This is a genomic window from Streptomyces purpureus (assembly GCF_014648195.1).
Classification (GTDB): domain Bacteria; phylum Actinomycetota; class Actinomycetes; order Streptomycetales; family Streptomycetaceae; genus Streptomyces; species Streptomyces purpureus.
Map to the genome: position 1 here is coordinate 13,298 of NZ_BMQQ01000001.1, position 12,212 is coordinate 25,509.

General features: G+C 70.5%; 10 protein-coding genes. 5 read left to right on the plus strand and 5 right to left on the minus strand.

Annotation, left to right across the window (positions count from 1 at the left end; genetic code table 11):
- Positions 1-103: 103 nt before the first annotated feature.
- The 3 genes from IEZ01_RS00075 (at position 104) to IEZ01_RS00085 (ending at position 2,207) form a co-directional block, all read left to right on the plus strand.
- Positions 104-583: a macro domain-containing protein gene (locus IEZ01_RS00075; protein ID WP_019890615.1), complete on the plus strand. Its 480-nt coding sequence runs from the start codon at positions 104-106 to the stop codon at positions 581-583.
- 102 nt (positions 584-685) lie between these two features.
- Complete coding sequence (locus IEZ01_RS00080; protein WP_040875226.1) at positions 686-1,147, plus strand: hypothetical protein; 462 nt, start codon at positions 686-688, stop codon at positions 1,145-1,147.
- A 163-nt stretch (positions 1,148-1,310) separates the two neighbouring features.
- Positions 1,311-2,207 (plus strand): S1 family peptidase, encoded by an 897-nt coding sequence (locus tag IEZ01_RS00085; RefSeq protein ID WP_028798161.1) that lies wholly within the window; start codon positions 1,311-1,313, stop codon positions 2,205-2,207.
- Positions 2,208-2,273: 66 nt separating this feature from the next.
- On the opposite strand, the gene sph is transcribed toward IEZ01_RS00085, so the two are convergent.
- Positions 2,274-3,266 (minus strand): sphingomyelin phosphodiesterase, encoded by a 993-nt coding sequence (gene sph, locus IEZ01_RS00090; RefSeq protein ID WP_189199181.1) that lies wholly within the window; start codon positions 3,264-3,266, stop codon positions 2,274-2,276.
- 238 nt (positions 3,267-3,504) lie between these two features.
- Between sph and IEZ01_RS00095 the strand changes: the two genes are divergently transcribed.
- Entirely contained in the window at positions 3,505-4,431 is a 927-nt protein-coding gene (locus IEZ01_RS00095) for an oxygenase MpaB family protein (protein ID WP_189199183.1), read from the plus strand.
- On the opposite strand, the gene IEZ01_RS00100 is transcribed toward IEZ01_RS00095, so the two are convergent.
- From IEZ01_RS00100 to IEZ01_RS00115, 4 genes are all read right to left on the minus strand, one after another.
- Positions 4,403-5,800, minus strand: coding sequence for a GH1 family beta-glucosidase (locus tag IEZ01_RS00100; RefSeq protein ID WP_019890620.1), 1,398 nt, complete (start codon positions 5,798-5,800; stop codon positions 4,403-4,405). The genes IEZ01_RS00095 and IEZ01_RS00100 overlap by 29 nt on opposite strands.
- Before the next feature lie 113 nt (positions 5,801-5,913).
- On the minus strand, positions 5,914-6,750 hold the full coding sequence (locus IEZ01_RS00105; RefSeq protein ID WP_019890621.1) for a carbohydrate ABC transporter permease: 837 nt from the start codon (positions 6,748-6,750) through the stop codon (positions 5,914-5,916).
- Positions 6,747-7,721, minus strand: a complete 975-nt coding sequence (locus IEZ01_RS00110) for a carbohydrate ABC transporter permease (RefSeq protein WP_019890622.1) — start codon at positions 7,719-7,721, stop codon at positions 6,747-6,749. Before IEZ01_RS00110 ends, IEZ01_RS00105 begins: the two co-directional genes overlap by 4 nt.
- Positions 7,722-7,808: 87 nt before the next feature.
- Entirely contained in the window at positions 7,809-9,095 is a 1,287-nt protein-coding gene (locus IEZ01_RS00115) for an ABC transporter substrate-binding protein (RefSeq protein WP_019890624.1), read from the minus strand.
- A gap of 258 nt (positions 9,096-9,353) precedes the next feature.
- Here IEZ01_RS00115 and IEZ01_RS00120 point away from each other — a divergent pair, with 258 nt between their 5' ends.
- The gene (locus IEZ01_RS00120; RefSeq protein WP_019890625.1) at positions 9,354-12,125 is read left to right on the plus strand and encodes a glycosyl hydrolase; all 2,772 of its coding nucleotides are present in this window, start codon (positions 9,354-9,356) and stop codon (positions 12,123-12,125) included.
- Positions 12,126-12,212 lie beyond the last annotated feature (87 nt).

Genomic DNA, 12,212 nt, shown 5'->3' on the forward strand with positions numbered 1-12,212 from the left:
TCGCCTTCCCGCGGTGCGTCCCTCCGGTGGAACAGTACTGCTGTCTCACCACTGTTGTGAAAGTGCGATGCGGGTGTCAGTGGCGACCCGTACGGTAGTTCGCATGACGGGGATCGACTACGTACGGGGGGACGCCACCGCGCCGCGCGGCAAGGGCGTCAAAATCGTCGCGCATGTCTGCAACGACCTCGGGGGCTGGGGCAAGGGCTTCGTGCTCGCCCTCTCCCGGCGCTGGCCCGAGCCCGAGGCCGCCTACCGGCGCTGGCACCGCGAGCGCGCCGCCAACGACTTCGGCCTCGGCGCCGTGCAGTGCGTCCAGGTCGGTCCGTATCTGTGGGTGGCCAACATGGTGGGCCAGCGCGGCATGCGGACCGGCAGCAAGGGCGTGCCCGTGCGCTACGAGGCGATAGACACCGCGCTCGGCACCCTCGCCGACAAGGCGGTGGAGCTCGGCGCGTCGGTCCACATGCCGCGCATCGGCTGCGGGCTGGCCGGGGGGAAGTGGTCGCGGGTGGAGCCGCTGATCGTCCGGCGGCTGGTGGAGCGGGGGATCGCGGTCACGGTGTACGACTTCGGGGACTAGGGCCCCGGGGGCGGGCGTGCCCACCCCGGCGCGAGATGGCGTGTACCTGCCGCTAGAGTCATGTGCTTGTTCGAATTATTGGGCACGGTGGAGGGGGAGCACATGCACACCCAACTCAGGGAAACAGCAACCGAGTTGGCCGACGTCCTGTGGCGGGAACACACCGTCTACCGCGAGCGCGGCGGCGGTGTCGTCATCCGGGGCGAGCATGTGCAGCGGTGGATCAGCCTCGCGCCGAGCGGGGGCCGTGACGAGGTCCTCGTACGGGCCGGGCGCATCCTGGACGGCGGGACCACCGCCCCGGCGCGTTCGGAGATCATCGTCTCCCTGACCGTCGGGACGTCCGAACTCGCCGCGATCTGCCGCCGGCTGCTGGCCGACACCGCCGCCGACACGACGGTGCCCCCGCAGACGCGTCGCAACGGACGTCCCACCGCGCGCGCCGCGAAGCCCGCCCGCAGACCCAAGGGGCGCCACACCAGCCTGCGTTCCTGGGTGGTCATCCTCTGCATAGCCGCCGTCGTCGGCCTCTACGTCCACAGCGTCACCAACGCGCCCTACTGAACTGGCCAGAAGAGGCGGACGCCGAAGACGCGAAATGACGCGAAAGACAGTGAACCTCGGAGCACATTCTCCGGTCTGACAACACGGCATGCGCCCGAACACCAACGGCCCCACCGGCCAAGGAGTTTGGCGCCCATCCTCGAGAAAGTGAGACCAACCCCCCATGAGAATGTCCTCCACCAGCGGCCGCGCTCGTCGGATCAGCGCCGCCGGCCTGGCGACGGGCGCCGCGCTGGCGCTCGTCGCGTCGGCGGCCACCGCGGCCACCGCGCACGCCGCGCAGCCCGCGCCGTCCGGCAAGGGCAACCCCGGCGCGTACATCATCGGCGGCGTCGAGCAGCCCGACAACGCCTACCCCTGGATGGCCGCGCTGCTCTCCAAGGGCTCCGGCAGCCCGGTGAACCGCCAGTTCTGCGGCGGCAGCCTCATCGCCCCCACCGTGGTCCTCACCGCCGCCCACTGCGTCGACGGCAGCGACCCCAAGGGCCTCGAAGTCACCGTCGGCCGCACGGTCCTGTCCAACAAGAAGCAGGGGCAGCTGCGCAACGTCGCCGCCGTCATCTCCCACCCCCGCTACTCCAAGGGCGACGAAGCCTACGACCTGGCCCTGCTCGAACTGGCCAAGCCCGTCACCAACATCGCCCCCGTCAAGCTGCCCACCCCCGGCACCGACGCCCTTCTGCGGCCCGGCCACAAGGCCACCGTCATAGGCTGGGGCAACACCGACACCGAGATCACCAACTACCCCGACCGCCTGCGCGGCGTCCAGGTCCCGCTGCTCTCGCACCCCGAGTGCAAGGCGACCTACCCCGGCTACAACAAGGCCGTCAACATCTGCGCCGGCGTCGAGGGCAAGGACTCCTGCCAGGGCGACAGCGGCGGCCCGCTCTTCCGTAAGGTCTCCGGCCGTACGTACCAGATCGGCATCGTCTCGTACGGCGAGGGCTGCGCCGAGCAGGGCGCCCCCGGCGTCTACGCCTCCACCAGCTCCGCCAAGCTCTGGAACACCCTCTGGGAGTCCGCCGAGGGCAAGCGGATGAAGAAGCTGCTCGGCCGCTGATCCCGCACGGCCACGCCGTGGTGGTGACCCCGACCCCGTCAGGGTCACCACCACGGCACCTTCCGGCTACTGCCCGGAGGCGACGACCGGGTAGTGGTCGCTGAGGTTGGTGTACGTGTAGCTCGTGCCCCAGCTGGAGACCGTCCAGGGCGCGCTCCGCTCCAGGACCACATGGTTGGTCCAGCCCGCGGGCCTGACGTGCCCGGCCCGGTGCAGGACGTAGTCCAGGTCCTCGCGCGGGTCGTCCGGGTAGCGCTCGGAGGCGATCGAGTTGACCTCTGTGTCGAAGGAGTACGGGTGACCGGTACGGGAGTCCTCACCGGCCAGACCCGCGTCGCTCAGCATGGTGCCGTACTCCGCGGTGCTCGAGTCGACGTTGAAGTCACCCGCGACGATCACCTGCTCGGAGGCGGGGATGTTCTTGGCGTCCAGGAAGGCGTCCATCGCCTTGAACTGACGGCTGCGCATCTGCGCCGCCTCACCCGCCGAACAGCCCGGGTCGGTCGACTGGGCGTGCGTGCCGACCACGTGCACCCGGGCGCCGTTGACGTTCAGCACGGTGTACACGAAGCCCTTGTTGGAGTACCAGTCGGCGCCGCAGGCGTCCTTGTAGACGTACTGCTCCTTGCGCACGATGGGCCACTTGCTGAGGACCGTCACCCCGCCGTCCTCGGGCGTCGTCGCCGAGTACGCGCCGCCGGTGGCGTCCCAGCCGGTCTTGCTGCGGCCCATGACCGGGGTCTGGTACGGGTACTGCGCGGCGGAGTTCTGCTTGAGCAGGTCCGAGGAGGAGTTGTCGAAGGCCTCCTGGATCACGACGACGTCATTGCCCTGGTAGAACGACGTCTTCGGTATCTCACGGGCCCGGTGGTCCTGGCCCCAGTTCGGGTACAGGTTCTTGCTGAAAAGGAAGGTGTTGTAGCTCAGCACCTTCAGCCGCGGGGTCGCGGCCGCCTCCGTCGCGGTGGCCGACGGCGTGGCCGTGGCCAGTGTGACGGCGGCGAGCGCGGTGGACAGGGCTGCACCGGAGATACGACGGCGGAGCGAGGCGTGCGGCACAGGATCTCCCGTTTCTGGTGGGGGGTTGGACCGGCGCCGCACATCAAATCAGCCACGGTTACCTTCCGGTAGCCTCCGGAGGGCGGGAATCTTGCCGGGCCACGTCCGCCCCCGTAACTCTTTTTCGGCCGCCATCGAAGCCTCCCTCCCCATACTGGAAGAGACACGGAGAAACCCCCCGGCCGGTGCCCGACCGGAGCACCCGCCACGGCGCGACCGCACCACCCCGGAGCACCACATGAGCGACCCAGCGGCCCCCACAGAACCCACAGACCCCACCGGCCCCCAGGCCCCAGCCGCCCCCACCGACCCGCTGCCGCCCCCGCCCGGCGGAGTCCTCTGGACCCTCGCCGGAGACATCCGCGGCCTCCTCCTGCTCCCCGCCGCATTCACCCTCCAGGTCGCCCACCCCGCCGTCGGCGCCGGCGTCGACGAACACTCCGTCTTCCGCACCGACCCCTGGGGCCGCGGAGAACGCTCCCTGCGCTCACTCCAGCTGTGGATCTACGGAGGAGAAGCCGCCGCCGAGGAAGGCCGCCGATTGCGCCGCCTGCACCGCGGCATCCAGGGCACCGACACCCACGGCCGCCCCTACCACGCCCTCGACCCCGCCACCTACGCCTGGGTCCACGCCACCGGCTTCCCCGTCTACCACCACGGCGCCCGCTACTTCATCCGGCCCCTCACCGAAGCCCAGGAACGCCGGCTCTACGCCGAATGGCTCCAGGTCGGCCGCATCCTCGGCATCAGGGACCAGGACATGCCCCAGACCATCGAGGAGTTCTGGCCCTACTACCGCAGAATCGTCGCCGACGAACTGGAAGCCACCCCCGTCGTACGCGACCTCGTCGACCCCCACCAGAAACTGCCGCCCCCCGACCGCGGCCCCATGCCCCTGCGCCTGCTCCTCACGGCACTGTGGCCCTGGATCATGCCCCGGTACGTACGGCTGCGGTCCTTCCTCACCGCCGGACTCATGCCACCGGACGCCCGCGACGCCCTCGGCCTGACCTGGACCGACCGGCAGGAGCGAACCCTGCGCCGCTTCGCCCGGGTCGTACGGATCGTGGTGCCCGTACTCCCCGAGCGCCTGCGCTACCTCCCCCTCGCCCGCGAGGCGCGCCGCCGCGAGCGGCTCAGCCGGTCAGGCCGCCGCGCGCGATGACCCGCGCGTACCAGCGGGCGCTGTCCTTCGGCGTGCGGCGCTGGGTGGCGAAGTCGACATGGACGATGCCGAACCGCTTGCCGTAGCCGTAGGCCCACTCGAAGTTGTCCAGCAGCGACCACAGGAAATAGCCCCTCACATCGGCCCCGTCGGCGAGCGCGCGGTGCACGGCGGCCAGATGGGCATGGAGGTAGGCCACCCGCTCCGGGTCGTGGACGTCGCCGGACGGGTCGGCGTAGTCGTCGTACGCCGCGCCGTTCTCCGTGATCACCAGTGGCACCCCGGGCAGGTCGTCGCGCAGCCGGGTCAGCAGCTCGTACAGTCCCTCCGCGTCCACCGGCCAGTCCATCGCGGTCCGCGGCCCGGGCGCGGGCAGGAACCGCACCCGGTCCTCGGTGCCCGGCCACGGGGAGGGCGTGGGGGATGTGCCCGCGGCGACCACGGTCGGCGCGTAGTAGTTGATGCCGAGCGAGTCGATCGGCGCGTGCGCCGTCGCCAGGTCCCCGTCGTGGACGAAGGACCAGTCGGTCAGCGCGGCTGTGTCCGCCACCAGATCGTCCGGCAGCCGACCATGGAAGACCGGGTCGAGGAAGATCCGGTTGCCGAGCGCGTCGATCCGGCGGGCCGCGTCCAGGTCGTCCGGGTCACCGGAAGCAGGCCGCACCGCATGGAGATTGAGCGTCAGCGAGATCTCCGCGGCCGCGGGCAGCGCCGCGCGCAGCGCCCGCACGGCGAGCCCGTGGGCGAGGTTGAAGTGGTGGGCGGCGCGCAGCGCGGCCGCCGGTTCCGTACGGCCCGGGGCGTGGACGCCCGAGCCGTAGCCGAGGAACGCCGCGCACCAGGGTTCGTTGAGGGTGGTCCAGGTGGCGACCCGGTCGCCGAGCGCGTCCGCGGTCAGGTGTGCGTACTCGGCGAACCGGGCGGCGGTGTCGCGGTGCGGCCAGCCGCCCGCGTCCTCCAGCTCCTGGGGGAGGTCCCAGTGGTAGAGGGTGGCAACCGGGCGGATGCCGGCGGCGCGCAGGGCGTCGGTGAGCCGCCGGTAGAAGTCCAGGCCCTTCTGGACGGCCGGTCCACGGCCGGTGGGCTGGACGCGCGGCCAGGCGATCGAGAAGCGGTAGTCGCTGACGCCGAGCTCGGCCAGCAGGGCGATGTCCTCGTCCATGCGGTGGTAGTGGTCGGCGGCGATGTCGCCGGTGTCGCCGTTGCGGACCCGGCCCGGGGTGCGGCTGAAGGTGTCCCAGATGGAGGGGGTGCGGCCGTCCTCGGTGGCGGCACCCTCGATCTGGTACGCGGCGGTGGCGGTGCCCCAGCGGAAACCGGCCGGGAAGGCGAGCGTGGGGGCCTCGGGGCGGGCGTCGACGGAGGTCATGGAGAAGGAGCTCCCAACAGACGTGATGAGGAGGGAAAATGAGCCAGCCCTGAAGATCGGGTCAGCCGTGAAGAGCGGGCGGCGCTGTAGATCGGGTCGGCCCCGGAAACAGGTCAGCCCTTGACGGCCCCCTGCATGATGCCGCCGACTATCTGCCGGCCGAGCAGGCCGAAGACGAGCAGGACGGGCAGGGTGCCCAGCAGCGTGCCGGCCATGATCACGGACTGGTCGTGGACATAGCCGCCGCCGAGCTGCCGCAACGCGACCTGCACCGTCGGCTCCTGCGAGGAGAGCGCCACGATCGGCCAGAAGAAGTCGTTCCAGGCGGTCATGAACGTCAGCAGGCCGAGAACGGCCATGCCGGGCCGGGCGATCGGCACGACGACGGCCCAGAAGATCCGCGCCGTCGAGGCGCCGTCGACCCGCGCCGCCTCGATCAGCTCGTCCGGCAGCGCCTGCACCAGGAACTGCCGCATGAAGAACACCCCGAACGCCGAGACCAGCCCGGGCAGGATCACCGACTGGAGCTGGTTCACCCACTGCAGCTTCGCGATCAGCATGAACAGCGGGATCACACCCAGCTGCGGCGGGATCATCATCGTGGCGACGGTGACCGCGAGCAGCGCACCCCGCCCGCGGAAGCGCAGCTTGGCGAAGGCGAACCCGGCCAGGGTGCAGCACAGGACCGTGCCGACGGTGATCGAGGTCGAGACGATCAGCGAGTTCAGCAGGGCCTTGCCGATGTCCGCCTCCAGCGTCACCGCCTCGATGTTGCGCAGCAGATGAGGCCCGGGCAGCAGCGAGGGCGGCACCCGCGCCAGATCGGCGTTGGAACGGCTGGCGGCGACAAGGGTCCAGTAGAACGGGAAGGCGGAGACGAGGACGGCGACGGTCAGGATCGCGTAGGTGAGCTTTCCGCCGTGCCGTGTGCGGCCCGCGTAGCTGGTCATCGGATGGTCTCCGTACGGGAACGGCGGCGCGCGATCAGGGCGTTGACGCCCACGAGCAGCAGGATCAGCAGGAACATCACCCAGGCGATGGCGGCGGCCCGGCCCAGGTGGAAGAAGCCCCAGCCCTGCTCGTACAGGTAGAGGCCCAGGGTCTGGTACTGGTGGGAGATGCCGCCCGACAACGACCCCTCGAACAGCAGCGGTTCGCCGAACAGCTGGGTGGCGCCGATGGTGGAGACGACGGCCGTGAAGACGATCGTGGGCCGCAGCCCGGGCAGGGTCACATGGACGAACTGCCGCCACCGCGACGCCCCGTCCATCTCCGCCGCCTCGTACAGCTCACCAGGGATGGACTGCATACCGGCCAGATAGATCAGCGCGTTGTAGCCGGTCCACCGCCAGATCACGATCGAGGAGACGGCGACCTGCGAGGCGAGCGTGCCGGTCTGCCAGTCGACCGGACCGATACCGACAGCCGACAGGACGTAGTTGACCAGGCCGAAGTCACGGCCGAAGAGCTGGGCGAAGACAAGGGTGGCGGCGGCGACGGAGGTCGCGTACGGCATCAGCATCGCCGTACGGAAGAAGGTCCGGCCCCGCAGCTTGTAGTGGAGCAGATGGGCAAGGCCCAGCGCCATCGCCAGCTGCGGCACCGTGGAGAGCACCCCGATGGTGAAGGTGTTGCGCAGCGCCGTCCAGAAGTAGGAGTCGGTGAACAGGGCGGTGTAGTTGCCCAGGCCCCGCCACTCCATCTCGCCGGGGGTCTGCAGCTCCACGCGGTAGAGGGAGACCACCGCGGTGTAGATCAACGGGAAGACCCCGAAGGCGGCGAAGAGGGTGAAGAACGGGGCGATGTACGTGTACGGGGAGAGCGTGCGCCACAGGCGCCGCGGCGCCCGCGGCGCCGGCGCGGGAGCCGGGGAGCCGGGCGGCGCGGTCCCGGTCGCGGGAGGGGCGGAGGGCAGGGTCATCGTGCGGCCCTTCGGGAGGCGTGAGGGGGCTGGGGTCGAACCGGGGCGGCGGGCCGGGCGTGCGGTGGCCGGGCCCGCCGGCGCCGGTCAGCCGGTGGCGTTCTCCACGCCCTTCTTCGCATGCGACCAGGCCTCTTCGGAGGAGGTGCCCTTGCGTTCGACCTCGCTGAGCGCGTTGGTGATCTGGTCGGCGACATTCTTGTCGTGGACGCCGAGGACCTGCACCGGCGCCGCCTTGGCCGCCTCACCGAAGATCTTGCCGATCGGCGCGCCCGAGAAGTACGGGTCGGTGGCGTCGGCGACCGCGGCGATCGCGCCGGTCGCGGAGGGGAAGTTGCCCTGCTTGCGGAAGAGCTTGGCCTGCTGTTCGGGGGCGGTGAGCCACTGGATGAGCTGGTACGCCTCCTTCTTGTGCTTGGCCGCGCGCGGGACGGTCAGATACGAGCCGCCCCAGTTCCCCGCGCCGCCGGGGAGCTTGGCGATGTCCCACTTGCCCTTGCCGGCCTCACCGGCCTGACCCTTGATGTAGCCGAGCATCCAGGCCGGGCAGGGCAGCGTGGCGAAGGAGCCGGAGGAGAACGCCTGGTTCCACTGCGGTGACCACTGGTCGAGCTTGGCGCTCAGCCCGTCCCCGGCGGCCCGCACCGAGGCGTCCCAGGCCGCCTTCACCGCGGGATTGTCCTCGTAGACCAGGGCGCCGGAGGCGTCGTAGTAGCGCTCCTTCTCCTGCCCGATCATGATCGTGAAGAGGCTGCCGACACTGTCCAGCCAGGCGCTCTTGGCCGGGGCCTTGGCCTTGTACTGCTTGCCGAGGGCGAGATAGCCGTCCCAGGTGGCCCACTTCCGCGCGAGGACGTCACGGTCGGTGGGCAGCCCCGCCTCGCGCAGCAGGTCGGTGCGGTAGCACATCGCCTCCGGGCCGACGTCGGTGCCGAGGCCCACGACCCGCCCGTCCTTGGTGGTGGCCGCCGACCACTTGGCCTCGGCGAACTGGTTCTTCAGGCCGTCCGCCCCGTACTTCTTCAGGTCCTCGAACTTGTCGGCCTGCTGCTGGGTGACGGAGGCGATCCGGCCGACCTCGACGGCCTGCACGTCGGCGAGTCCGCCGCCGCCCGCGAGCCGGGTCTGCAGGGACTTCCAGTAGTCCTGCTCGTCCTCGGTGTCGGTCTGCTTGATCCTGACCCCGGGGTGGAGCTTCTCGTACTCGGCGTAGAGCCCGGCCTCCTGGTATCCGAACGAGCCGAAGAGGTCGACGGTCAGGGTGACCTTGCCACCCGCGCCGTCGGACGAGGACGGCCCAGATCCACAGGCGGCGAGCAGGGCTCCGCCGAGCACGACCGCGACGGCCGTTCTGGCGGCTCGGGCGAGGGGCATGGGAAGCCTCCTTGGCTTCGTACGGGACGTGGGTGAGTCTTCAGTGCGGAAGAGTGTGAGAGCGCTCTCACGAATGCGTCTGGAGCGTGCCTCTCCGATCCTTCTCCCGTCAAGAGTCGAACACACAACAGCCATACTGTCCGGTCAACTCGCGGCTCGACGCGCCGTATTGACAGGTGCGTTTCAGGAGTTTTACGTTCCTCGGCACCTGAGAGCGCTCTCGACACCCATTTCCCCCACGACTTCGAGGTGCCGTCCATGCCAGCCCGCGCCCGACCCACCGCAGCATTCCTGCTGACCACCGCCCTGGCCGCCGCCGCCCTGACCGGGCCCGCCGCCGCCCCGGCCGCAGCCGCCACCATCCCCGTCGGATCCGGCAGTTACTCCGACACCCGCCCCGCCGGAACCTCCGGCCCCACCAACCACACCGGCGCCCCGGTCCTCCCCAAACTCACCGCCGCCGCCCAGAACCGCCCCGTCCCCACCAACGACTGGTGGTCCTCCCTCGCCTTCCAGCGCTACGGCGACAACCCGTACTCCACGCCCATGTACGGCCACCCCCTGACCTACCAGGCCACGGCGAACGGCCTCGACATCGGCCACCCCACCACCCCCGCCGTCGTCGGCGAGGGACGGCAGTACGAGTACGCCCACAAACGCGACCTCACGCTCGGCCTGAGCGGACTCAACTCCCCGGACACCAAGGCCGACTCCTGGTCCGACTGGACCGTCACGCCGTACTGGTCCGACGGCACCCGCACCCTGCGCACCACCATCGGCCACGGCCTGCCCTTCGTGTACGCCAAGGGCACCGGCGGCAGCGCCCGCGTCACCACCGCCACCACCCCGACCGTCTTCGCCGACCAGGGCAACGTCCTCGGCATCACCGTCGCAGGCCACCACTACGCCCTGTTCGCACCCACCGGCAGCGACTGGACCGTCGCCGGCGACACCCTCACCGCCGGACTCGGCACCAAGGACTATTTCTCGCTCGCCGTCCTCCCTTCCACCGACGCCCTCGCCCTCTACAAGAAGTACGCCTACTCCTTCGTCACCGGCTCCAAGGCCACCTGGTCGGCCACCGGCGGCACGGTCAGGGCCACCTACACCCTCACCACCCAGCCCCAGGAAGGCACCGAGACCGGCACCCTCCAGGCCCTCTACCGCCACCAGTGGCTGCACACCACCGACCCGCTCACCCCGTACACCTACGTCTCCCCACGCGGCACCATGAAGGTCCGGGCCGCGGCGACCTTCACCACCACCCAGAAGGCGGCCGCCGTCCTCCCCGCCCTGCCCAAGACCACCGGCATCGACCAGGCCCGGCTCCGCACCCACCTCGCCGAAGCCGCGAACGCCGCCGACCCCTTCGCCGGCGCCACCGACACCTACTGGACCGGCAAAGCACTCGGCCGCCTCGCCCAACTGGTGCCCCTCGCCGACCAGATCGGCGAGCACGCCACCCGCGACAAACTGATCGGTCTGCTCAAGGGCCGCCTCCAGGACTGGTTCACCGCGGGCGGCGCGAACGAGTTCTCGTACGACAAGAACTGGAAGACCCTGATCGGCTACCCGGCCTCCTACGGCAGCGACACCGAACTCAACGACCACCACTTCCACTACTCGTACTACGTGTACGCGGCGGCGATCGTCGCCCAGTACGACCCGGCATGGGCCACCGACCAGGCCTGGGGCGGGATGGTGAAGACCCTGATCCGCGACGCCGCCAACCCCAGCAGGACCGACACCGCCTTCCCCTTCCTGCGCGGCTTCGATGTGTACGCGGGCCACAGCTGGGCCTCCGGACACCAGGGCTTCGCCGCCGGCAACAACCAGGAATCCTCCTCCGAGTCCACCAACCTCAGCGCCGGCCTCGTCCTGTGGGGTTCGGTGACCGGTGACACCGCACTGCGCGATCTCGGTCTCTACCTGCTCACCACCGAGTCCGAGGCCGTCGCGCAGTACTGGTTCGACGCCGACCAGCAGGTCTTCCCCGGCTCCTTCGGCCATGACACGGCCGGCATGGTGTGGGGGAGTGGCGCCGCCTACGCCACCTGGTGGACCGCGAACCCCGAGGAGATCCACGGCATCAACGTCCTGCCCGTCACCGCGGGCAGCTCCCTCCACCTCGCCCGCCACAAGGCCGCGATCCGGCGCAACCTCGCCGAACTGGAACGGGAGAACGGCGGCCCCGCCGTCGAATGGCGCGACATCCTCTGGGAGTTCCAGTCACTCGCCGACCCGGCCGCCGCCCGCGCGAAGTGGGACGCGGGGCACGCCGGCTACACCCCGGAGGCCGGCGAGTCCAAGGCCCACACGTACCACTGGATCACCAGCCTCGACACCCTCGGCGCCCCCGACGCGACCGTCACCGGTGACATCGCCACCTCGGCGGTCTTCACCAAGGGAACGGTACGGACGTACGCCGCCCACAACCACGCTTCCACCGCGCGTACCGTCACCTTCTCCGACGGCACCCAGCTCATTGTCCCCGCCCGGTCAACCGCCACCAAGACGGGCAGCGGCGGCACCGACCCGGGGGAGCCCGGCCCCAGCACCGGGAACACCTTCCAGCTCCGCACCGGCGGCACCCTCACCACCGCCACCGGAACCACGGCCGTGAACGACACCCTCGCCTCCGCCCAGGGCGCCAACCACGACGGCACCCCCAACCGGCCCCTCGTCTACGAGGCCAAGGGCGTCCACGCCACCCTCACTCCCGGCGCCGGCACCGCCTTCCGGCTCCAGGTCGACGCCGGCACCACCGTCGGCCTCGGCCAGCAGGCCAGAATCAGCTACGACCTCACCGGCGACGGCACCTTCGACCGGACGGAGACGTACCACTACTTCGCCACCGACCCCGTCCACGGCTGGGAGGAATACACCCAGGCGCGCGGCCTGAAGTCGGCCACCGGCACACCGGGCGACCTGCGCGGCGGCACCGTACGCCTGGAGGTGTGGCACGCCATAGGCAACGGCACGGCCCTGCTCCAGACCGGCACGGACCGCTCAGCCGTGGTCATCCCGTAGTACCCGCTCACAAGTGACACCTGGCCTCGAGGTCAACACGGTCAGCCGCCCCGAAGACTCCTCCGGACTCGTCGTGCGGCCGTGTCG